The organism is Cognatundibacterium squillarum (assembly GCF_014652435.1).
GTDB classification, from domain to species: domain Bacteria; phylum Pseudomonadota; class Gammaproteobacteria; order Burkholderiales; family Burkholderiaceae_D; genus Undibacterium; species Undibacterium squillarum.
The window spans coordinates 86,355-106,686 of the sequence record NZ_BMYU01000011.1 but is presented as its reverse complement, the minus strand read 5'-3'; the positions used below and the strand labels follow the sequence as shown (position 1 = coordinate 106,686).

General features: G+C 49.9%; 29 protein-coding genes. 26 read left to right on the top strand and 3 right to left on the bottom strand.

Going from position 1 to position 20,332, the window contains the following annotated elements; genetic code table 11:
* The first annotated feature begins 86 nt into the window (after positions 1-86).
* From IE092_RS17325 to tatC, 25 genes are all read left to right on the top strand, one after another.
* On the top strand, positions 87-311 hold the full coding sequence (locus IE092_RS17325) for a hypothetical protein (protein WP_189358695.1): 225 nt from the start codon (positions 87-89) through the stop codon (positions 309-311).
* 206 nt (positions 312-517) lie between these two features.
* Complete coding sequence (locus tag IE092_RS17320) at positions 518-1,321, top strand: ABC transporter ATP-binding protein (RefSeq protein ID WP_189358693.1); 804 nt, start codon at positions 518-520, stop codon at positions 1,319-1,321.
* Positions 1,318-2,085 (top strand): lipid asymmetry maintenance ABC transporter permease subunit MlaE, encoded by a 768-nt coding sequence (mlaE, locus tag IE092_RS17315; protein WP_189358691.1) that lies wholly within the window; start codon positions 1,318-1,320, stop codon positions 2,083-2,085. Before IE092_RS17320 ends, mlaE begins: the two co-directional genes overlap by 4 nt.
* Positions 2,086-2,159: 74 nt before the next feature.
* The gene (gene mlaD, locus IE092_RS17310; RefSeq protein ID WP_189358689.1) at positions 2,160-2,636 is read left to right on the top strand and encodes an outer membrane lipid asymmetry maintenance protein MlaD; all 477 of its coding nucleotides are present in this window, start codon (positions 2,160-2,162) and stop codon (positions 2,634-2,636) included.
* Entirely contained in the window at positions 2,636-3,400 is a 765-nt protein-coding gene (locus tag IE092_RS17305; protein WP_189358687.1) for an MlaA family lipoprotein, read from the top strand. The genes mlaD and IE092_RS17305 overlap by 1 nt, the downstream gene beginning before the upstream one ends.
* 56 nt (positions 3,401-3,456) lie before the next feature.
* Positions 3,457-4,095, top strand: a complete 639-nt coding sequence (locus tag IE092_RS17300) for an MlaC/ttg2D family ABC transporter substrate-binding protein (protein ID WP_189358751.1) — start codon at positions 3,457-3,459, stop codon at positions 4,093-4,095.
* Between the two features lie 9 nt (positions 4,096-4,104).
* Complete coding sequence (locus IE092_RS17295) at positions 4,105-4,386, top strand: STAS domain-containing protein (protein ID WP_189358685.1); 282 nt, start codon at positions 4,105-4,107, stop codon at positions 4,384-4,386.
* A gap of 133 nt (positions 4,387-4,519) precedes the next feature.
* A complete protein-coding gene (locus IE092_RS17290) occupies positions 4,520-5,440 on the top strand; it encodes an ABC transporter ATP-binding protein (protein WP_189358684.1) in 921 nt (306 codons plus the stop codon).
* A complete protein-coding gene (locus IE092_RS17285; protein ID WP_189358682.1) occupies positions 5,437-6,201 on the top strand; it encodes an ABC transporter permease in 765 nt (254 codons plus the stop codon). The genes IE092_RS17290 and IE092_RS17285 overlap by 4 nt, the downstream gene beginning before the upstream one ends.
* Before the next feature lie 19 nt (positions 6,202-6,220).
* Positions 6,221-6,457: a BolA family protein gene (locus tag IE092_RS17280; protein WP_189358680.1), complete on the top strand. Its 237-nt coding sequence runs from the start codon at positions 6,221-6,223 to the stop codon at positions 6,455-6,457.
* Positions 6,457-7,710 (top strand): UDP-N-acetylglucosamine 1-carboxyvinyltransferase, encoded by a 1,254-nt coding sequence (gene murA, locus IE092_RS17275; protein ID WP_189358678.1) that lies wholly within the window; start codon positions 6,457-6,459, stop codon positions 7,708-7,710. The genes IE092_RS17280 and murA overlap by 1 nt, the downstream gene beginning before the upstream one ends.
* Entirely contained in the window at positions 7,707-8,360 is a 654-nt protein-coding gene (gene hisG / locus IE092_RS17270; RefSeq protein WP_189358676.1) for an ATP phosphoribosyltransferase, read from the top strand. Before murA ends, hisG begins: the two co-directional genes overlap by 4 nt.
* A 23-nt stretch (positions 8,361-8,383) precedes the next feature.
* Positions 8,384-9,712, top strand: coding sequence for a histidinol dehydrogenase (gene hisD, locus IE092_RS17265; protein WP_189358674.1), 1,329 nt, complete (start codon positions 8,384-8,386; stop codon positions 9,710-9,712).
* Positions 9,712-10,497, top strand: coding sequence for a DNA-methyltransferase (locus tag IE092_RS17260; RefSeq protein ID WP_189358749.1), 786 nt, complete (start codon positions 9,712-9,714; stop codon positions 10,495-10,497). Before hisD ends, IE092_RS17260 begins: the two co-directional genes overlap by 1 nt.
* A 54-nt stretch (positions 10,498-10,551) precedes the next feature.
* On the top strand, positions 10,552-11,631 hold the full coding sequence (gene hisC / locus IE092_RS17255; RefSeq protein WP_229793240.1) for a histidinol-phosphate transaminase: 1,080 nt from the start codon (positions 10,552-10,554) through the stop codon (positions 11,629-11,631).
* Positions 11,628-12,230: an imidazoleglycerol-phosphate dehydratase HisB gene (gene hisB, locus IE092_RS17250; RefSeq protein WP_189358672.1), complete on the top strand. Its 603-nt coding sequence runs from the start codon at positions 11,628-11,630 to the stop codon at positions 12,228-12,230. Before hisC ends, hisB begins: the two co-directional genes overlap by 4 nt.
* Positions 12,231-12,245: 15 nt before the next feature.
* Positions 12,246-12,884, top strand: coding sequence for an imidazole glycerol phosphate synthase subunit HisH (hisH, locus tag IE092_RS17245; protein ID WP_189358670.1), 639 nt, complete (start codon positions 12,246-12,248; stop codon positions 12,882-12,884).
* Positions 12,885-12,944: 60 nt separating this feature from the next.
* The gene (hisA, locus tag IE092_RS17240) at positions 12,945-13,739 is read left to right on the top strand and encodes a 1-(5-phosphoribosyl)-5-[(5-phosphoribosylamino)methylideneamino]imidazole-4-carboxamide isomerase (RefSeq protein ID WP_189358668.1); all 795 of its coding nucleotides are present in this window, start codon (positions 12,945-12,947) and stop codon (positions 13,737-13,739) included.
* The gene (gene hisF, locus IE092_RS17235; protein ID WP_189358666.1) at positions 13,736-14,500 is read left to right on the top strand and encodes an imidazole glycerol phosphate synthase subunit HisF; all 765 of its coding nucleotides are present in this window, start codon (positions 13,736-13,738) and stop codon (positions 14,498-14,500) included. The genes hisA and hisF overlap by 4 nt, the downstream gene beginning before the upstream one ends.
* Positions 14,497-14,898: a phosphoribosyl-AMP cyclohydrolase gene (hisI, locus tag IE092_RS17230; RefSeq protein WP_189358664.1), complete on the top strand. Its 402-nt coding sequence runs from the start codon at positions 14,497-14,499 to the stop codon at positions 14,896-14,898. Before hisF ends, hisI begins: the two co-directional genes overlap by 4 nt.
* A complete protein-coding gene (locus IE092_RS17225; protein WP_189358662.1) occupies positions 14,895-15,245 on the top strand; it encodes a phosphoribosyl-ATP diphosphatase in 351 nt (116 codons plus the stop codon). Before hisI ends, IE092_RS17225 begins: the two co-directional genes overlap by 4 nt.
* 29 nt (positions 15,246-15,274) lie before the next feature.
* The gene (locus IE092_RS17220) at positions 15,275-15,637 is read left to right on the top strand and encodes a histidine triad nucleotide-binding protein (protein ID WP_189358660.1); all 363 of its coding nucleotides are present in this window, start codon (positions 15,275-15,277) and stop codon (positions 15,635-15,637) included.
* A 44-nt stretch (positions 15,638-15,681) separates the two neighbouring features.
* Positions 15,682-15,879 carry a Sec-independent protein translocase subunit TatA gene (gene tatA / locus IE092_RS17215; RefSeq protein WP_189358658.1) on the top strand — a complete coding sequence of 66 codons (198 nt, stop codon included), beginning with the start codon at positions 15,682-15,684 and terminating at the stop codon, positions 15,877-15,879.
* Between the two features lie 33 nt (positions 15,880-15,912).
* Entirely contained in the window at positions 15,913-16,416 is a 504-nt protein-coding gene (tatB, locus tag IE092_RS17210) for a Sec-independent protein translocase protein TatB (RefSeq protein WP_189358656.1), read from the top strand.
* Between the two features lie 8 nt (positions 16,417-16,424).
* A complete protein-coding gene (gene tatC / locus IE092_RS17205) occupies positions 16,425-17,192 on the top strand; it encodes a twin-arginine translocase subunit TatC (RefSeq protein WP_189358654.1) in 768 nt (255 codons plus the stop codon).
* Between the two features lie 12 nt (positions 17,193-17,204).
* Here tatC and IE092_RS17200 read toward each other — a convergent pair whose 3' ends face one another.
* Entirely contained in the window at positions 17,205-17,903 is a 699-nt protein-coding gene (locus IE092_RS17200) for a DUF2461 domain-containing protein (protein ID WP_189358652.1), read from the bottom strand.
* Positions 17,904-17,905: 2 nt separating this feature from the next.
* Positions 17,906-19,066 (bottom strand): Do family serine endopeptidase, encoded by a 1,161-nt coding sequence (locus tag IE092_RS17195; RefSeq protein WP_189358650.1) that lies wholly within the window; start codon positions 19,064-19,066, stop codon positions 17,906-17,908.
* An 8-nt stretch (positions 19,067-19,074) separates the two neighbouring features.
* Between IE092_RS17195 and IE092_RS17190 the strand changes: the two genes are divergently transcribed.
* Positions 19,075-19,842: a Nif3-like dinuclear metal center hexameric protein gene (locus tag IE092_RS17190; protein WP_308427153.1), complete on the top strand. Its 768-nt coding sequence runs from the start codon at positions 19,075-19,077 to the stop codon at positions 19,840-19,842.
* 56 nt (positions 19,843-19,898) lie between these two features.
* Here IE092_RS17190 and mscL read toward each other — a convergent pair whose 3' ends face one another.
* Positions 19,899-20,321 (bottom strand): large conductance mechanosensitive channel protein MscL, encoded by a 423-nt coding sequence (mscL, locus tag IE092_RS17185; protein ID WP_308427152.1) that lies wholly within the window; start codon positions 20,319-20,321, stop codon positions 19,899-19,901.
* Between the last annotated feature and the right edge of the window lie 11 nt (positions 20,322-20,332).

The following is a 20,332-nucleotide window of genomic DNA, read 5'->3' as shown; positions in this document are numbered from 1 at the left end:
CAGAAGGGGGAATCAGAGCGTGAGTTGGCAGGGTTTCTGAAGGGGCAATTCGCTAAGCTCAGCAGATGCGGCACGCAGCGAAAAGCATGCGCAAACAGGAAAAAGCGGCGCACAGCGGTGAAATGCAGAAATCCGTCACAAAAAACACGGACGTCCGCGAATTTGCTGGCTTTGCGGGAGGTGGCTGTGACGAAAACGGTACAAAAGACAGACGCAGCCGGAGGGGCGAGTATTTTGCGCCGGAGGGTCTCGTTTTACGCGACTATTGGCGAAAAAATCCTGAAAAAGAGGAACTTATGCAAAATAACTGACTCAGAGTTCATTTATTTTGCATTTGCTTTTAAGTAATTTTTGGAATGAAGTTCCGTCAATTGATTTTATTGTGGAATGAAATTCTGATTTAAAAAGATTTTTTGAAATTTTCTGCATTCATGATTTTCTGTCAAGCCGAAGCGGTGGCAACGGGAAATTCTGTTCTGCATTACAATGCAGCTTTTACCAGTGACAACAAATTTCCGTGTCTAACTTAGTCGAAATCCGGGATGTTGAGTTTGGCTACGCAGAGCGCTCCATTCTCTCCGGCCTGCAAATGGATTTTCCCCGTGGCAAAGTGGTTGCCGTGATGGGAGGTTCCGGCTCGGGCAAAACAACGATACTGCGCCTGATCGGTGGCCAGATCCGCGCCCGCAGCGGTTCGGTGAAGGTGGACGGGCAGTCGGTGAACGATCTGGACAAAAATGCACTGTTCAGCCTGCGCCGCAAAATGGGCATGCTGTTTCAGCACGGCGCACTGTTCACCGATCTGAGTGTGTTTGATAACGTCGCATTCCCTATGCGTGAACACACCGATTTTTCTGAATCCGTCATCCGCGATCTGGTGTTGCTGAAGCTGCACGCGGTCGGTTTGCGTAATGCTGCGCACCTGATGCCATCCGAAATTTCCGGTGGTATGGCGCGCCGTGTCGCACTGGCCCGCGCAGTTGCGCTCGATCCGCAACTGATTATGTACGATGAACCTTTTGCCGGTCTGGACCCTATTTCCATGGGCGTGACGGCGAATCTGATTCGTCAGCTGAATGATGCGCTCGGTTCCACTTCAGTGCTGGTATCGCACGATGTACACGAATCTTTTGCGATTGCGGATTATGTCTATTTCCTGTCGCAGGGCAAAATCGTTGCCCACGGCACACCGGAACAAATGATGGCATCTGAAGACCCGTACGTACGCCAGTTCGTGCACGCAGAGCCGGACGGTCCGGTTCCTTTCCATTACCCTGGCAGCAGTCTGGCGCAGGATCTGGGACTGAAGGAGCCGGCATGATTACCGCACTCGGCACTGCGGTTCGCGAAACCGTTTCCGGCCTTGGTTTTGCTGGCAGGGCATTTATGAATATTCTGGGCGTTGCGCCCGGCTTATGGCGCCGCCCGCGACTGATCACGGATCAGATTCATTTCATCGGTAATTATTCGCTGGTGATCATTGCAATCTCCGGCCTGTTTGTCGGCTTTGTGCTCGGCTATCAGGGTTATTACACGCTGAACCGCTACGGCTCTGAAGAAGCGCTCGGTTTGCTGGTGGCGTTATCGCTGGTCCGCGAGCTCGGGCCGGTTGTCACCGCCTTGCTGTTTGCAGGCCGCGCCGGAACATCGCTGACAGCGGAAATCGGTCTGATGAAAGCAGGTGAGCAATTAACCGCAATGGAAATGATGGCGGTTGATCCGGTACAACGCGTACTGGCACCACGCTTTCTGGCGGGCATTATCGCGATGCCGGTGCTGACCGCGATCTTCAATGCAATGGGTGTGATCGGTGGTTATCTGGTCGGCGTCAAGCTGATCGGCGTCGATGCCGGTGCTTTCTGGTCGCAGATGCAGGCTGGCGTGGATGTGATGCAGGATATCGGTAACGGTGTCATCAAAAGTGTTGTGTTCGGTTTTGCCGTGACTTTTGTGGCGCTGTTTCAGGGCTATGAAGCACAACCGACGCCGGAAGGTGTTTCGCGCGCTACCACTCGCACTGTCGTACAGTCATCATTGCTGGTGTTATGGCTGGATTTCCTGCTGACCGCATGGATGTTCCAGTAATTCACCGCAGTTACACAATGAAATATCGCTGCAATCGACATTTGATATAAAGCAGCAATCGGGAAGGATAAAGAATGCAAAAGAAAAATTTTGACTTCTGGGTCGGCATATTTGTACTGTTGGGCGCTGCTGCCCTGCTGTTCCTCGCATTAAAAGCCGGCAACATGAGTTCATTAACGCTGGACCAGACCTATGAAGTGACGACGCGCTTCGATAATATCGGTGGCCTCAAGCCGCGTGCTGCGGTCAAAAGTGCCGGCGTTGTGGTTGGCCGTGTGAAATCGATTACCTTTGATGACAAAACCTTCCAGGCAAATGTCACTCTGGAATTGCAGTCCCGTTACCAGTTTCCGAAAGACAGCTCTGCGAAAATTCTGACCGCAGGTTTGCTCGGTGAGCAATACATCGGTCTGGAGCCGGGGGGGGATACTGCCAATCTGGCGTCCGGTGACCGCATCAAAATGACGCAGTCTGCCGTTGTTCTGGAAAATCTGATCAGCCAGTTCCTGTTCAGCAAAGCGGCTGACAGCAGTGGCGAGGAGAAAAAATAATGTTCCCGATTTCCGCACGTTTGCTGCGTGCTGCTCTGATACTCTTGTGCGGACTGGTACTGAGTGCCTGCAGTACTGTCAACACAGAAAAAATTCGTGCCAAAACCGATCAGACCATAGATGCCATCAGTACCAAAACCAATATCGGAAAAAATCCGAGTGACCCGCTTGAGGGCTTTAACCGACTGATGTTCAACTTCAATGATTCGGTTGATCAGAACGTATTACAACCGGTAGCCCGCGTGTACCGCGATACGACACCGGGCTTTTTTCAGACTGCCGTGAGTAATTTCTTCGGTAACATCGGTGATGTCTGGAGTGCGGTTAATAACATCCTGCAAGGCAAAGTCGGTGATGGCATGTCAGATGTAATGCGTGTGGCAGTCAACTCGACATTTGGTCTTGGCGGTGTGATTGATATTGCATCACCTGCAGGGTTGCAAAAGCACAAAGAAGATTTTGGTCAGACGCTGGGTGTCTGGGGAGTGCCTTCCGGTCCGTATATCGTATTGCCAATGCTGGGCTCTTCTACCTTGCGTGATACAGCTGCGATGCCGGTCGATATGAAAGCGGATCTCTGGAGTTACAAAGAGCCTGTGTATATCCGTAACTCCGGTACGGTTCTGAAGCTGGTTGATAAACGTGCATCCGTGCTGGATGCTGGTACGCTGCTGGAAGAGGCTGCGCTGGATAAATATGTATTTATTCGTGATGCCTACCTGCAAAAACGTGCGAATGACATCCGTAAACAGGAAGACGAATAAAAATTAACTACTCGGACCCGGTAAGTGCGGTGTTCCGGCGAAAGAAGGGAATGATGATGAAAAAATTCTGGAATACACTGGTAGCGCTGATGATTTCCGCTGTTGCCGTAACAGGTCTGGCGCATGCAGCAGATGAAGCGCCTGATCAGCTGATCAAACGCCTGAGTCAGGAAATTCTCGATACAGCCAAGAATGACAAAGATATTCAGGCTGGAAATCAGAAAAAAATCTATGACATGGTGGAAGGCAAAATCCTGCCATTTATCGACTTTCAGCGCATGACTTCGCTGGCAGCAGGTAAAAGCTGGCGCGAAGCCACGCCGGAACAGCAAAAGCAACTGACGACTGAATTCCGTACTTTGCTGATCTTCACTTACTCCGGCGCAATGTCGCAAATCAAAGACCAGCGCGTTGAATTCAAACCATTCCGTGCTGCTGCGGATGATACTGACGTCGAAGTGAAGACTTCAGTGGTACAATCCCGTGGTGAACCGATTCAGCTGAATTATCGTCTGCAAAAATCTGCAACAGGCTGGAAGATTTACGATATCAACGTGCTGGGTGCATGGCTGGTTGAAACTTACAAAGGCAGTTTTTCTGCTGAAATTTCCAGGTCCGGTATTGATGGTCTGATCAAGACGCTGTCGGATAAAAACAAGAAGCTGGCCGCTGCTTCTGCTAAAGGCGGTAAATAAGGAGGATGTGTGTACGTTGTCGGCAATGAATTGTCACAGGCAAACCTGATGTCCGCTCTGGAAGCGGGTTTGCAGGCAATGCGCAGCGGCGAGAATATATTCGATTTTTCCGCAACGGAAAAAGCGGATTCCGCTGCTGTAGCCGCAATGGTCGCATGGCAACGTGAAGCCGGTAAGCTGGGTGTATCACTCGCTTTTCAGGCAGTGCCTTCCACTTTGCAAAGTCTGATGGCCTTGTATGGCCTCAGCGCACATTTCACTTCTTCTGCACCTGTTCCTGAGCGACATTGACGCTCACGGTCTGATGCTCCCGTATCTACCGGGAGCCTTCGGCTCTACTGCCGAAAATCCCCTATAATCGGTAGTTTTCTGTCGTCCGGACAGATATCCCTGATTCTCTCATTACGAAAGCAAAGCACGCCAAATGGCAGCTCTACAAATTACGGATGTACACAAACGCTATGGGGCCCTTCAAGCGTTGGGCGGCGTTTCTTTCACCGTGGAAGAAGGTGAATTTTTCGGATTGCTTGGCCCGAACGGGGCTGGCAAGACGACACTGATTTCTTTACTCGCAGGCCTCAGCCGTGCGGACTCCGGAACAGTCAGAGTTCAGGGATATGATGTCGTTAATCAGTACCGCGAAGCACGCAGCCACCTCGGTGTTGTCCCGCAGGAGCTGGTGTTTGATCCGTTTTTTACTGTACGTGAAACCCTGCGTATGCAATCAGGTTATTTCGGCATCCGTCGCAACGATGACTGGATCGACGAAATTATGGCAAATCTGGATCTGACGAACAAAGCAGATACCAATATGCGTGCTTTATCGGGTGGCATGAAAAGGCGTGTACTGGTCGCTCAGGCGCTGGTGCATAAGCCGCCGGTGATTGTGCTGGATGAGCCAACAGCCGGTGTGGATGTGGAGTTGCGTCAGACATTGTGGAAGTTCATTTCGCGTCTGAACCGCGAGGGCCATACGATTATTCTGACGACGCACTATCTGGAAGAGGCGCAGGCCTTGTGCAGCCGTATTGCGATGATGAAGCTCGGAAAATTGCTGGCACTCGACAAGACTTCTGATCTGATTAACCGTATTTCCGGCTCCCAACTGCGCGTAACGCTTGCAGCCTGTGGTCAGACCCGGTTACCGGATTCCTTGTTGCCGAGCGTTGTGAGTCATGAAACCACGGCTGACCCTCGACAGCATGTGCTGCGTGTGACGGATTTCTCTCAGGTGGAGACCATGCTCGCCGCGATTCGTGCGTCTGGCGGGAAAATTGAAGATATGCAGTTGCTGCAGGCTGATCTGGAAGATGTGTTCCTGCAAATGATGGAGGGACACAAATGAGCAATCTGACAGGATTTAAAACCCTGCTGTACAAAGAAGTTTTACGCTTCTGGAAAGTGGCAACCCAGACAATCACGGCACCGGTGATGACAGCTTTGTTGTATCTGCTGATCTTCGGACATGTGCTTGAAGAGCATGTGCAGGTTTATCCGGGTGTCCGGTATACCGCCTTCCTGGTTCCAGGTCTGGTCATGATGAGTGTGTTGCAGAATGCGTTTGCAAACTCGTCATCGTCGCTGATTCAATCCAAAATTACCGGCAATCTGGTGTTTGTGTTACTGCCGCCTTTGTCGCACTGGGAATTATTCGGTGCGTATGTGCTGGCAGCGATGCTGCGTGGTCTGACGGTAGGACTGGGTGTTTTTGTTGTGACGGCGTGGTTTGCAAACCTGCATTTTGTCGCGCCTTTATGGATTTTCGTTTTTGCCTTGCTCGGTGCTGCCATACTGGGTACGATGGGTCTGGTTGCGGGAATCTGGGCTGAGAAATTTGATCAGCTGGCAGCGTTTCAGAACTTCCTGATTATGCCGCTGACTTTCTTGTCAGGCGTGTTCTATTCTATCCATTCACTGCCACCATTCTGGCAGGGCTTGTCCCGCTTTAACCCGTTTTTTTACATGATTGACGGCTTCCGTTTCGGCTTTTTCGGCGTCTCTGACGTTGATCCGCTGCACAGTATGCTGATTGTCAGTCTGTTTCTGATTGCGCTTGCAGCACTGTCGCTGCAAATGTTGCGCAGTGGCTATAAATTACGCCACTGATTTTTGCCGGAGATTTATTGTGTTACCAACCCCAGAACAAATTCATCAGTACATCGCAGCAGGTCTCGACTGCACACATCTGCAAGTTGAGGGTGATGGTCAGCATTTTCAGGCTGTGATCGTTTGCGCCGCGTTTGCCGGCAAGCGTTTGATTCAGCGCCATCAAATGGTTTATGCGGTGCTGGGTGACCGTATGCGTGAGGAAATTCACGCTCTGTCGATGAAAACACTGACACCTGAAGAGTACCAGGCATAATGGATAAGTTACTGATTACAGGCGGTCAGCGCCTGAACGGCGAAATCGAAATCGCAGGTGCAAAAAACGCGGCTTTACCAATTCTCTGCGCGGGTTTACTGACCGCAGGTGATGTTGTTCTGAGTAATGTTCCATCTCTGCAAGACGTCAGCACAATGCTGAAATTATTGCGTCAGATGGGTTTGCAGGTTACGCAGGAAAATGGCGTTACTGTGCTCAACGGCGCAGAAATTAATAAACTTGAAGCACCGTATGATCTCGTTAAAACCATGCGTGCATCCATTCTGGTTCTCGGACCATTACTGGCGCGCTTTGGTGAAGCGAAAGTATCGTTGCCTGGAGGTTGCGCGATCGGATCCCGTCCGGTTGATCAGCACATCAAGGGTCTTCAGGCGATGGGCGCTGAAATTACGATCGAGGCAGGATACATTCACGCGAAAGCGAAGAAACTGCGTGGCGCACGTATCGTAACCGACATGATTACGGTGACCGGTACGGAAAACTTACTGATGGCGGCAACGCTGGCGGAAGGCGAAACCGTACTCGAAAATGCAGCGCGTGAGCCGGAAGTAACGGATCTCGCGCACTTGCTGGTAGCAATGGGCGCGAAAATTGACGGCATTGGTACGGATCGCCTGGTGATCCAGGGTGTTGAGACACTGCATGGTGCCAGCCACAGTGTGATTGCTGATCGTATTGAAACTGCAACTTTCCTGTGCGCTGTTGCAGCTGCCGGTGGTGACGTGACTCTGACACGCACTCGCAGCGATATACTGGATGTCGCACTCGACAAATTGCGTGAGGCAGGCGTCATCCTGACGTCCGGACCAGACTGGATTCGTGCGCAAATGAGCGGAAGAGCAAAAGCCGTGAGTTTCCGAACAACGGAATATCCGGGTTTTCCAACAGATATGCAGGCACAGTTTATGGCGATGAACTGTGTTGCACAGGGCAGTAGTCGCGTAACAGAAACTATTTTCGAAAACCGGTTCATGCATGTGCAGGAGTTAAACCGTCTCGGGGCAAATATCGATATCGATGGACATACAGCCATTGTGACCGGTGTAGAGCGTCTGGTTGGTGCTCCGGTGATGGCAACAGATTTGCGTGCTTCGGCGTCTCTGGTGATCGCTGGTCTGGCTGCAGAAGGACAAACGCTGGTGGATCGTATTTACCATCTGGATCGCGGTTATGACCGTATGGAGGTCAAGCTGAAAGGTGTCGGTGCGCAGATTGAACGGGTGAAATCATGAGCCAGCAATTAACGCTTGCGTTATCTAAAGGCCGTATTTTTGAAGAAACTTTGCCTTTACTCGAGGCTGCCGGAATTCGTGTTACTGAAGATCCGGAAAAATCCCGCAAACTGATTCTGGCAACGAATGACCCGGCGGTACGTGTGATCATTGTGCGTGCATCTGACGTCCCGACTTATGTTCAGCATGGTGCTGCTGACTTCGGTGTGGCTGGAAAAGACGTGTTGCATGAGCACGGTGGTGAAGGCTTGTATCAGCCTATTGATCTGAATATTGCACAGTGCCGTGTTTCGGTCGCTGTTTCTGCCGGATTCGATTACGACAAGGCTGTACGTCAGGGAGCACGACTGCGGGTGGCTACCAAATATACCAAGACCGCTCGTGAGCACTTCGCAAAAAAAGGTGTGCACGTTGACCTGATCAAATTGTATGGTTCTATGGAACTCGCACCGCTGGTGGGATTGTCAGATGCGATCGTGGATCTGGTCAGTACCGGCAGCACCTTGCGTGCAAACAATTTGGTGGAAGTTGAGCACATTATGGATATCTCATCACGTCTGATTGTGAACCAGGCTGCCCTTAAGCTGAAACGCGAACGTTTGCAACCGATCTTGCAGGCCTTTGAGCAGGCCGCACGCCGCTCTGTCTGAAATAAAGGTAAGAAAGTAAATTCATGGCTTCACTGATATCACGACTCAATTCTGCGGAACCGGATTTTTTACGACGACTTCACGCATTGCTGGCTTTTGAAGCAACGGAAGATGAAGCTATTGACAGGGCTGCTGCGCAAATACTTGCCAGTGTCCGTGCACAGGGTGACAACGCTGTACTTGATGCGACGAACCGTTTTGATCGTATGCAGGCTGACAATGTTGCCAGTCTTGAACTCAGGCAGGCAGAGTTGCAGGCCGCCCTCGAAAGTCTGACGCCGGAACGCAGGGCTGCGCTGGAGAACGCTGCCGCTAGAGTGCGTGCTTACCATGAACGTCAGAAAGCTGAGTGCGGCTCAGATGGCTTTATTTATACTGAAGCAGACGGCACTCGTCTTGGTCAGAAAGTAACACCGCTGGATCGTGTCGGCATTTATGTACCCGGTGGAAAGGCAGCTTATCCTTCGTCTGTACTGATGAATGCAATTCCGGCAAAGGTAGCCGGAGTCGGCGAGATTATTATGGTGGTGCCGACGCCGGACGGAGTTAAAAACCCGTTGGTACTGGCGGCTGCGGCGATAGCCGGTGTTGACCGTGTCTTTACGATAGGCGGTGCGCAGGCAGTCGGCGCACTGGCCTACGGAACAGAATCGATTCCTCAGGTTGATAAAATTGTTGGCCCGGGCAATGCCTATGTCGCGGCTGCCAAGCGTCGTGTTTTCGGAACGGTTGGTATCGATATGATCGCCGGACCTTCTGAAATTCTGGTTATTTGTGATGGCACCACGCCCCCCGACTGGGTCGCGATGGATTTATTTTCTCAGGCAGAGCATGACGAACTCGCGCAATCGATATTACTTTGCCCTGATGCTGCATATCTGAATGCAGTTGAGGAGAGCATTGTCCGCCTGTTACCGCAAATGCCAAGGCAGGATGTGATCCGCACATCTCTGGCGAATCGTGGTGCCCTGATTCAGGTCGCTGACATGGATGAGGCCTGTGATATTGCGAATCGTATTGCGCCTGAACATCTGGAGATTTCAGCGCAGAACCCTGACATTTGGGCAGATAAAATCCGGCATGCCGGTGCGATGTTCCTCGGACGATTTACGTCAGAATCTCTTGGTGACTACTGCGCGGGACCAAATCACGTTCTACCCACTTCCCGTACGGCACGTTTCTCATCGCCACTGGGCGTGTACGACTTCCAGAAGCGCTCATCCGTCATCTGTGTTTCCGAAGAGGGGGCTCAGGTACTGGGAAAAATTGCCGCAGAGCTCGCTTATGGTGAAGGCTTGCAGGCACATGCCCGCAGCGCTGAGATGCGTCTGAAGGATCGCGGGGAAGCATGATGCCATCTTGGCGAAACCGGATTTATTGCGAAGATGCACTGACGGGATTGCAGCGCATTCCCGACGGCAGTATCGACCTGATTCTTGCTGATCCGCCCTATGGATTGGGAAAAGATTATGGCAATGATTCCGATAAGCTGGAGGCAGATGCATATCTGGACTGGATGTCAGCCTGGATCGATCTGGCACTCCCAAAACTCAAGCGAAACGGCAGCCTGTATATTTTTCTGACCTGGCGATATTCGCCGGAAATTTTTGTCATGCTGAAAAAGCGCATGCAAATGGTGAACGAAATTATCTGGGACAGGCGTGTACCGTCGATGGGAGGCTCTGTACGGCGTTACTCTTCCGTACACGATACGATAGGTTTTTTCGTCAACGCAAAAGACTATTATTTTGATCTTGACGCAATTCGTATCCCTTACGATGAGGCAACAAAAAAAGCCAGGACCAGAAAAATTTTTGAAGGTGCCAAGTGGCTCGAGCTGGGCTTTAATCCCAAGGATGTCTGGAGTGTTTCTCGTCTGCACCGTGAACATGCAGAACGGGAAGATCACCCGACACAAAAACCGCTGGAAATTATTGAACGTATGATCAAGGCATCCTGCCCACCAGGTGGTGTTGTTCTTGATCCATTTATGGGCAGCGGCACTACCGCTGTTGCTGCCCGCCGCTGTGGACGCGATTTTTCCGGATTTGAATTAAATCCGGATTATTGCGCCATGATAGAACAGCGCCTGGCCGCATTGCAGGATCAAGCGCTGTGCGAAGCGATACAGGCATGATTACAGGATATCCGGTATTCAGCCTGTCCCTGTTAACGATACCCGGAGTGTATTGTGAGTTCCTCACCTGTGACGGCTGTGATCCGTCCTGAAGTACTGGCCTTATCGGCCTATCATGTCCCGGATGCAGATGGCTTTCTGAAGCTGGATGCGATGGAAAATCCGTATTCCCTTCCTGCTGAATTGCAGCAAGCGCTTTCGAAGCATCTTGCCGCAGTGCCGATGAATCGTTATCCGGCACCTGCTTATACTGCGCTGAAAAAGCATATCAGGACGCAGTTTAATGTGCCGGAGGACTGGCCTGTTGTACTGGGAAATGGTTCGGATGAATTAATTTCCATGCTGGCTGTTGCCTGTGCAAAGCCTGGCGCAAAAATTCTTGCACCGGTACCCGGATTTGTGATGTACGCCATGTCAGCAAAACTGGCGGGAATGGAGTTTGTCGGTGTTCCGCTAACCCCGGATTTTCAGCTTGACCGTGACGCGATGCTCAGCGCTATACGTCAACACCGTCCTGCCATCATATACCTCGCTTATCCGAATAATCCGACAGGTGCGCTGTTTGATGATGCTGTCATGCACGACATTATTTCAGCAAGTCCGGAAAGTATTGTTGTGGTGGATGAGGCATATCAGCCATTTGCGCAGCGATCGTGGATGGATCAGATTCCTCGCTATCCACAGCTGGTCGTGATGCGCACGGTCTCCAAGCTGGGGCTGGCGGGAATTCGCCTTGGATACATGACAGGCTCACCTGAACTGATGACTGAGTTTGAGAAAGTACGCCCTCCGTACAATATCAATGTGCTGACGGAAGCAGCGGCGTGTTTCGTGCTCCGGCATGCGCAGGTACTTGAAGAGCAGGCAGCAGAGTTAAGAGCGCAGCGCACCATACTTTCCAGCGCACTGGAGAATATGGCGGGTGTGCAGGTTTATCCGTCAGCAGCCAATTTCCTGTTAATTCGTGTTGCACAGGCCGAACAAGTTTTCGGCAAATTACTGCAGCACCGGATCCTTGTAAAAAATGTGGGTAAAATGCATCCACTGCTTGAGAACTGTTTGCGCGTTACGGTCAGTACTCGAGAAGAAAATACCCGTTTTCTGGCTGCATTTGCAGCATCTATTTCATCATGACTATTTCAGAAAACCGCATTGCGGCGGTGACCCGCAATACCAGTGAAACACAAATCCGTGTTGCAATTAATCTTGATGGTACTGGTCAGCAAAAGCTGAATACCGGCGTTCCGTTTCTGGATCATATGCTGGATCAGATTGCGCGCCATGGTCTGATCGACCTTGAGATTGAAGCTAAGGGCGATACCTATATTGACGATCATCACACGGTGGAAGATGTCGGCATTACGCTGGGACAAGCGTTTGTACAGGCTGTCGGTGATAAGAAGGGCATCCGCCGTTATGGTCACGCATATGTGCCGCTGGATGAAGCTTTATCCAGAGTCGTGATCGATTTTTCAGGCCGTCCTGGTCTCAGCTATCACATCCCGTTCACCAGAGCCGCGATCGGGCGATTTGATGTTGACCTGTTCCGTGAATTTTTTCAGGGTTTCGTGAATCATGCTCAGGTGACCCTGCATATAGATAATCTCCGTGGAGACAACTCGCATCATCAGGCGGAAACGGTATTTAAAGCGTTCGGACGTGCACTGCGTATGGCAACCGAACTGGATCCTCGCTCTGCGGGCGTGATCCCATCCACTAAAGGTTGTTTGTAACGGGTACATGTGATCATGCAAAAAATCGTTGTAGTTGACTACGGCATGGGAAATTTGCGCTCTGTTGCGCAGGCGCTTAGGGCTGTAGCCCCTGAAGCTGAGGTGTTAATTTCCGGAGATCCTGAGCAAATACGTGCTGCTGAACGTATCGTATTACCGGGTCAGGGGGCAATGCCTGACTGTATGCGCAGTTTGCAGGAATCCGGCGTACAGGAGGCCGTGCTGGAGGCCAGTCGGAATAAGCCGATGTTTGGCGTTTGTGTCGGTGAGCAAATGCTGTTTGATGTCAGTGAGGAGGGAAATACGCCAGGGCTTGGTTTGTTACCAGGACGGGTCGTGCGTTTTTCACTAGAGGGACTTAAGCAGCCCGACGGCTCCCGTTACAAGGTTCCGCAAATGGGTTGGAATCGTGTTCGCCAGACGCAAAAGCATGCCATGTGGACTGGCATTGAACAAGATGCCTACTTTTATTTTGTACACAGTTTCTATGCCTGTCCCGACAATTCAGCTGATACGAGTGCGGTGACAGAGTACGGCGTTACATTTACCTGCGCTGTTGCCCAAGACAATATTTTTGCAACACAGTTCCATCCTGAAAAGAGTGCATCTGCCGGGTTGCAACTGTATAAGAATTTTGTACACTGGAAACCCTGATTGCGTCTTTTTAAGCTTATAACCTGATTTTTCAGATTCTCTGACGTCACTTTTTACATCATGCTGCTCATCCCTGCTATCGACCTGAAAGATGGTCACTGCGTACGCCTTAAGCAAGGCGATATGGAACAAGCTACCGTATTTTCCGAAGATCCTGCTGATATGGCGCGCCACTGGTTGCGTCATGGTGCACGCAGATTACATCTAGTTGATCTGAACGGCGCGTTTGCCGGAAAACCAAAAAATGAAGGTGCGGTAAAAGCAATTTTGCAGGCAGTGCGCGATTTTGCTGAAGAAACCGGTACGGAAGAAATACCCGTGCAGTTAGGTGGTGGTATCCGCGATCTCGACACGATAGAGCGATATCTTGATGATGGTATTTCTTACATCATTATCGGTACTGCAGCAGTAAAAAATCCGGGATTCCTCGCTGACGCATGCAGTGCATTTCCCGGCCAGATTATCGTTGGCATTGATGCTAAAGACGGTAAGGTCGCGACGGATGGATGGAGTAAATTATCCGGTCATGAAGTGATTGATCTGGCACGTAAATTTGAAGACTACGGTGTTGAGTCGATTATTTATACTGACATTGGTCGTGATGGAATGATGGGTGGTGTCAATATCGAGGCCACCGTAAAACTGGCGCAGGCGGTGAATATTCCGGTAATTGCATCCGGTGGTGTCCATACGATCAAAGATGTTGAGGCACTCTGTGAGGTGCAGGATGAAGGTATTGAAGGGGTAATCTGCGGCCGCTCAATTTATGAAGGTACCCTGAATTTACAGGAGGCACAAAATCGTGCTGATGAACTCAGCGGTGAGTTCGATGATATGGAAGTGACTGAGGAATGACACTTGCTAAACGGATTATTCCTTGTCTGGATGTGACCGCCGGACGTGTTGTCAAAGGTGTTAACTTTCAGGAATTACGTGATGCTGGCGATCCGGTTGAAATTGCGCGGCGCTACAATCTGCAAGGTGCAGACGAAATCACTTTTCTTGACATTACCGCTTCTTCCGATGGGCGTGACCTGATATTGCCAATTATTGAGGCGGTATCATCTCAGGTATTTATTCCACTCACGGTGGGTGGCGGAGTGCGTGCCGTCGAAGATGTTCGCCGTTTGCTGAATGCTGGCGCAGATAAAGTCGGCATGAACACATCGGCAGTAACGAATCCGCGTTTAGTTGCTGATGCAGCACATAAGTATGGATCCCAATGCATTGTGGTTGCCATTGATGCAAAGCAGGTTAAACCAGGTAAGTGGGAAGTTTACACCCATGGTGGTCGTAATCCGACTGGGCTTGATGCGGTTGAGTGGGCGCAGCATATGGCTGAGCTTGGTGCAGGTGAGATTTTGCTGACCAGTATGGATAAGGATGGTACCCGGTCAGGATTCGATCTGGCGCTGACGCGGGCAGTATCCGATGCGGTACCAATTCCGGTGATCGCGTCCGGCGGTGTCGGTGGCTTGCAGGATTTAGCAGACGGTATTCGGAAGGGTGGTGCTGATGCCGTTTTGGCAGCAAGTATTTTTCATTACGGACAGCACACAGTTGGTGAGGCAAAGCAGTTTATGGCCGATCAGGGAATTCCCGTGAGGTTGCTATGAGTGCTGCGAAGTGGCTGAATAAAGTCCGCTGGGACGAAAATGGCTTGGTGCCTGTCATTGCTCAGGAGCTTGGAAGCAATGACATCCTGATGTTCGCGTGGATGAACCGTGAGGCACTGACAAAAACCGTTGAATCCGGTGAGGCTGTTTACTGGAGTAGGTCGCGTAAAAAGCTCTGGCACAAAGGGGAGGAGTCAGGGCATGTTCAAAAAGTCCACGAAATTCGCCTGGACTGTGATGAAGATGTTGTCCTGATTAAAGTCACGCAAACCGGTTCGGTTGCTTGTCATACGGGCCGCCATTCGTGCTTTTTTCAAAAGCTGAATGGAGAAGTTCAGAATGCTGAATGGGTAGCAGTTGAACCTGTTTTGAAAGACCCGGGGGTGATTTATAAATGATAGATCAGCAAATAATTCTTAATCGCCTTAGCGAACTGATTGAATCCCGTAAGCCGCAGAATGGTGGCGATCCGGCGACTTCCTATGTTGCCAAGCTGTTTTCGAAGGGTGATGACGCTATCCTAAAGAAGGTTGGCGAGGAGGCAACAGAAACTGTGCTAGCGGCAAAAGATGCCCGCATCAGTGGTGATGTCGCTGATCTGATTTACGAATGTGCAGATTTATGGTTTCATTCGCTTGTCATGTTGGCGAACTATAATGTGCATCCGCAACAGATACTGGATGAGCTGGCGCGACGTGAGGGTCTTTCCGGGTTGGTTGAAAAGGCATCGCGTGGCGATAACTGATAAATTCCATTAATAAATCTGGAAATAAATTGGATAACTGTATTTTTTGCAAAATTGCAGCAGGGCAGATTCCGGCGACCATCGTATATGAAGATGAGGATCTGATTGCATTTAATGATATTCGCCCGGCTGCCCCGGTTCACATACTGATAATTCCCCGGAAGCACTTTGATACCTTGTCTTCTGTTGGTGTGGAGCATGAGGGATTGCTCGGTAAAATGCTGACACTTGCATCTCAGCTTGCGGAAAAAGCAGGTTGTGCACCAGTTTTGCAGGCGGATGGCAGTCTGACCGGTGGTTACAAAACACTGATCAACTGCGGTCCTGATGGCGGGCAAGAGGTGTATCATCTGCACATGCACGTCATTGGCGGTCCCAAACCCTGGCGTTGATTAACTGAAATAATGAGGGGAGCAGCACTCCCCGGGAGTATGAAATGGGTTCTTTTAGCATCTGGCACTGGCTGATTGTGCTGGTCGTTGTTGTTTTAGTATTTGGTACGAAAAAACTGGCTAATGTCGGGTCTGACCTTGGTAAGGCAGTCAAAGGCTTCAAAGATGGCGTGAATGGTGCGGATAGTTCGACACCGCAGCAAGTACAAAATCAGACTGTTGAAAACAAAGAAAAAATCTGATCGTGATCGTTCGCTTTTCGACAGGGACGGATCATGATTGATCTCGGCATCAGTAAGCTTGCACTGATCGGCGTAGTGGCGTTGGTTGTCATCGGGCCTGAAAAATTGCCCAGGGTTGCGCGCATGGCTGGCACGCTGTTTGGCCGGGCGCAGCGATACATCAATGATGTTAAAGCCGAAGTCAGCAAAGAGATTGAACTGGAGTCTTTGCGAAAGATGCAGACAGAAGTAGAGCAAGCTGCACAAAATGTGAGTCAATCAATCAATCAGGGCTGGCAGGATGTATCAAATGATGTGGGTTCTGCGTTTTCGGATGCTACGTCGGCTGATGTATCTGCTCCATTGACAGAATTTGTTGCTGACCCTGCATCCATTATTCGCAAGCGAAACACCTTTCGCCGTAAAAAACTCGCACGTACATCGGCAGTGCCCCAATGGTATAAAAGTCGCCATCAAACACGACAGCACGTTATTTCCGGTTCCGCGAGGATGGCGAAGTTTCGTGCTAATGGACGGCGTCCAGTTAGCTTTTTCTGAAAAAATTCATGAGTGACAGTAACGGCGGTGCAGCTGAAGAAAGCTTCATTTCTCATTTGGTTGAGTTGCGGGATCGCATTGTAAAAGCCGTGTATGGGCTAGGGCTGGTTTGTCTGATTCTGATGGTTTGGCCCGGACCGGCAACTATTTATGATTTCCTTGCTCAGCCTATGCTGGAATCGTTGCCAGCTGGTTCTCAAATGATTGCGACCGGCGTCATTTCACCATTTCTTGTTCCGATGAAGGTAACGTTACTGGCGGCATTTGTGATTGCGTTGCCATGGGTGCTGTATCAGGTCTGGGCATTTGTTGCACCCGGATTATATGCACATGAGAAACGCCTGATTGCACCGCTGGTGATTTCATCTACGCTCTTGTTTGTCGCTGGAGTCGCATTTTGTTATTTTCTGGTTTTTGGCCGGGTTTTTCATTTCATTAATGAGTTTGCGCCACAGTCTATCCATGTCGCACCGGACATAGAAAACTATCTGGACTTCATTATGTCCATGTGCCTTGCATTCGGGGTGACGTTCGAGGTACCAGTCGTTGTCGTGGTCTTGGTCAGAATGGGAATTGTCCCTTTGGAGAAGCTCAAGGCGATCCGACCATACGTTATTGTCGGTGCATTTGTGGTTGCAGCGATTGTTACGCCACCGGATGTTGTTAGCCAGTTCTCTCTGGCTTTGCCAATGTGGCTATTGTATGAGCTTGGTTTGTTAGTAGCTCCGCTGTTTGTCAGGGTAACAAAGGCGCCTGAGCCTGAAGAGTCGGTTTAATCTGAGCGGTTATTATTCAGGGTATGCATTAACTGCAATGTGATGTGAGGTGCGAAGCCAGTAAATCAATGGTTTCGCACTTTCAAAAGCCATCAGTAGTTGATTTTTTACTTCTGAGGCTGACATACCAAGATAGCTGATTTCATTGACGGCAATAAAGCTTTTATATTTCAGCCATTCCCCCATCGGGTGCTCTGCAGGATAGGCTCGAGGTACTTTCACTAATCGCCCTTCAGAAAGTATTGCAGGAAAATTTGAGCGAAAGGGATCCTGATTAATCGCATCGAGAAATCCATTTCCATCAGATATAAGCTGATCCCGTATTTGCCGGAGCCTGTGTGGTGGCGGCAGATATTCTCCTACTGCGAAGAGCAGAACGCCTTGCGCATCAAACTGAAAGTAATACGCTGGACCACCACCTTCAGAAGGTTTTTTTCGTCCATCAGGTACGATAGAAGCAGAAAAGATTGTTTTATACGGCGACTTATCTTTGCTGAAACGAACGTCTCTGTTAATCCGGAATAGTGCTTTTGCCGGATTGGTATTTGCAATTGCAGGGTCGGTACGCTGTAGACTGTTAATCAGCGCCCCCGTCAGTTCGAGGAACTCATTGCGCAAAATATCGTATCGGGGCTTATTCATTGCCATCCAGGCACGGTGATTATTTTCACTGAGCTCCGATAAGAAAGCTTGCAAATCAGATAAGTGCATGTTTACTCATCTTTCTTAAACTGCGGACGTTTTCCGATAACAACATGCAATACCATTTCGGTATTGTTGCGTAAAATCTTAATTTTTGCATTGCTCCCCGGCTTTAATTGAGAAACCAGATTCAGCATGTCATTAGTGCTGTGTACGGCTTTCCCTTCTACATCCACCAGAATATCGATAGGTTTGATGCCAGCACGGAACGCCGGACCGTCGCGAACAACGCCTGCAATGATTGCACCGGATGCCATTTTCAAGCCCAGGCTATCAGCAAGTTCGGGTGTGATTTCCTGTAATTCAACGCCTATCCATCCACGGACAACTTGTCCCTGACTGATGATTGACTCCATTACCTGACGTGCACTCGCTATCGGTATCGCAAACCCGATACCGACAGAGCCGCCATTTTGAGAGTAAATCGCGGTATTAATGCCGAGTAAATTACCATGAACATCAATCAGTGCGCCGCCGGAATTCCCCGGATTAACAGCAGCATCGGTCTGGATAAAACTCTGAAAGCCATTATCTCCCAGATTCGTACGGCCTACTGCCGAAACGATACCCATAGTTACAGTCTGTCCGACGCCATAGGGGTTTCCTATCGCGAGTACAACATCACCCACCTGGGCCTGATCTGAGTTCCCGAGAGTTGCCACCGGCAGATTTCCAAGATCAATTTTGATGACAGCCAGGTCAGTTTCCGGATCTGTTCCGATAATTTTGGCACTCGCTTTGCGACCATCTGTTAGCGCAACCTCGATTTCGTCTGCTGACTCAACGACATGGTTATTAGTAAGGATGTATCCGGATGCGCTGACAATCACGCCAGAACCCAGGCTGGACTGCCGTTCTTCGCGCTGGGGCTGTTCTCCGAAGAATCGCTTCAGAAACGGATCATTCATCCAGGGATTGCGTTGCCGCTTCACTTCTTTCGATGTATATATATTAACAACTGATGGCATCGCTTTTCCCGCAGCATCCCTGTACGAGGCTGTACCGGGAGAGTTGCCTGATGGAGCGTTATTAATGCCATTCAAACCTGCCTGAATGGATGGGAAGTTATTTCCGTTATGACGCAGCCATTCCGGCTTCAGTGTCGCTACAATAAACCAGAGTGCAAGTGCAACCGTAACAGTTTGCGCAAACAGTAACCAAAGTCGTTTCATCACAATATATGAAAGAAAAAGAAATTCACCGCAATGAGCTCATCCGCTTCCTTGACAACGAGCTGCAGGTAAGCCGCTTTCGCGATTATTGCCCAAATGGACTGCAGGTGGAAGGGAAACCGCTCATTCGCCGCGTAATAACCGGTGTTACAGCCTGTCAGGCACTGATCGATGCTGCAATAGCCCACGGAGCTGATGCGATCATTGTGCACCATGGGTATTTCTGGCGAGGAGAGGATATGCGTATCGCTGGTCAGAAATATAAGCGCATATCTTCGCTGATTCAGAATCAGATTAACTTACTTGCTTATCATTTGCCTTTAGATGCACATCCGGAAATAGGAAATAATGCGCAGTTAGGCCAGTTGCTTGGTTTAACGCCAGACGGATATTTCGGGGATGAAAATCTTGGCTGGATGGGGGGCTGGGCGCCGGAGAAAGTGCCGGATATAAAGGCTGCTACGACATTAATTCAGCGGGTACTTAACAGAGTACCACTGGTAATTGGTGATCCGGAAAAATCTCCGGGTAAAGTTGCATGGTGTACGGGAGCCGCTCACAGCTATCTGGAGCAGGCGATAAATGCAGGTGCTGATACTTACATTAGCGGAGAAATTTCTGAACCGATTGTGCACCTGGCCCGAGAGTCGGGTGTCACTTATATTGCAGCAGGCCATCATGCAACAGAGCGGTACGGTGTAATGGCTCTGGGCAAACTTTTGCAGGAGAAATTTGGATTGGAGTGCGAGTTTATCGATATTGATAACCCGGTCTGAAAAGTAACTGACAGCTGGACAAAGGCGACTGACATGTCAGTCGCCTTTGTTAATATTTATTTCTTCAGAGAGTCGCGGATTTCGCGCAGTAAAACGATATCCTCGGGAGTGACTGCCGGTGCCGGCGCTGCCTGAGGTTCTTCTTTTTTCAGTTTATTAAAAAGTCGCACCATCTGGAAAATGACAAAAGCCATAATCAGAAAATTCAGGCTAATGGTAATGAAGTTACCGTATGCAATAACACCGCCCAGTTTTTTTGCCTCAGTCAATGCCAGGGTTGTGCTTTGTCCGTTCAGAGGAATGTAGTAGTTACTGAAATCCAGTCCTCCCCCGAGAATTCGTGTCAGCAGTGGCATTACTATATCGCCTACTAGGGACTCCACAATTTTGTTAAATGCGGCACCGATAATCACACCGACCGCAAGATCAATCACGTTACCTTTGCTGACGAAGGTTTTGAATTCCTGCAACATACTCATAATAAAAAACT

Coding starts and splice junctions, on each gene's coding strand:
- IE092_RS17325 (WP_189358695.1), top strand. CDS start 87: ATGCGCAAACAGGAAAAAGCGGCGCACAGCGGTGAAATGCAGAAATCC.
- tatC (WP_189358654.1), top strand. CDS start 16,425: ATGAGTGACAGTAACGGCGGTGCAGCTGAAGAAAGCTTCATTTCTCAT.
- hisD (WP_189358674.1), top strand. CDS start 8,384: ATGGCTTCACTGATATCACGACTCAATTCTGCGGAACCGGATTTTTTA.
- IE092_RS17305 (WP_189358687.1), top strand. CDS start 2,636: ATGTTCCCGATTTCCGCACGTTTGCTGCGTGCTGCTCTGATACTCTTG.
- mlaD (WP_189358689.1), top strand. CDS start 2,160: ATGCAAAAGAAAAATTTTGACTTCTGGGTCGGCATATTTGTACTGTTG.
- IE092_RS17260 (WP_189358749.1), top strand. CDS start 9,712: ATGCCATCTTGGCGAAACCGGATTTATTGCGAAGATGCACTGACGGGA.
- hisG (WP_189358676.1), top strand. CDS start 7,707: ATGAGCCAGCAATTAACGCTTGCGTTATCTAAAGGCCGTATTTTTGAA.
- murA (WP_189358678.1), top strand. CDS start 6,457: ATGGATAAGTTACTGATTACAGGCGGTCAGCGCCTGAACGGCGAAATC.
- mscL (WP_308427152.1), bottom strand. CDS start 20,321: ATGAGTATGTTGCAGGAATTCAAAACCTTCGTCAGCAAAGGTAACGTG.
- IE092_RS17285 (WP_189358682.1), top strand. CDS start 5,437: ATGAGCAATCTGACAGGATTTAAAACCCTGCTGTACAAAGAAGTTTTA.
- IE092_RS17200 (WP_189358652.1), bottom strand. CDS start 17,903: ATGCACTTATCTGATTTGCAAGCTTTCTTATCGGAGCTCAGTGAAAAT.
- hisF (WP_189358666.1), top strand. CDS start 13,736: ATGACACTTGCTAAACGGATTATTCCTTGTCTGGATGTGACCGCCGGA.
- IE092_RS17190 (WP_308427153.1), top strand. CDS start 19,075: ATGAAAGAAAAAGAAATTCACCGCAATGAGCTCATCCGCTTCCTTGAC.
- IE092_RS17300 (WP_189358751.1), top strand. CDS start 3,457: ATGAAAAAATTCTGGAATACACTGGTAGCGCTGATGATTTCCGCTGTT.
- hisA (WP_189358668.1), top strand. CDS start 12,945: ATGCTGCTCATCCCTGCTATCGACCTGAAAGATGGTCACTGCGTACGC.
- IE092_RS17225 (WP_189358662.1), top strand. CDS start 14,895: ATGATAGATCAGCAAATAATTCTTAATCGCCTTAGCGAACTGATTGAA.
- hisI (WP_189358664.1), top strand. CDS start 14,497: ATGAGTGCTGCGAAGTGGCTGAATAAAGTCCGCTGGGACGAAAATGGC.
- hisH (WP_189358670.1), top strand. CDS start 12,246: ATGCAAAAAATCGTTGTAGTTGACTACGGCATGGGAAATTTGCGCTCT.
- tatA (WP_189358658.1), top strand. CDS start 15,682: ATGGGTTCTTTTAGCATCTGGCACTGGCTGATTGTGCTGGTCGTTGTT.
- hisB (WP_189358672.1), top strand. CDS start 11,628: ATGACTATTTCAGAAAACCGCATTGCGGCGGTGACCCGCAATACCAGT.
- mlaE (WP_189358691.1), top strand. CDS start 1,318: ATGATTACCGCACTCGGCACTGCGGTTCGCGAAACCGTTTCCGGCCTT.
- IE092_RS17195 (WP_189358650.1), bottom strand. CDS start 19,066: ATGAAACGACTTTGGTTACTGTTTGCGCAAACTGTTACGGTTGCACTT.
- IE092_RS17290 (WP_189358684.1), top strand. CDS start 4,520: ATGGCAGCTCTACAAATTACGGATGTACACAAACGCTATGGGGCCCTT.
- tatB (WP_189358656.1), top strand. CDS start 15,913: ATGATTGATCTCGGCATCAGTAAGCTTGCACTGATCGGCGTAGTGGCG.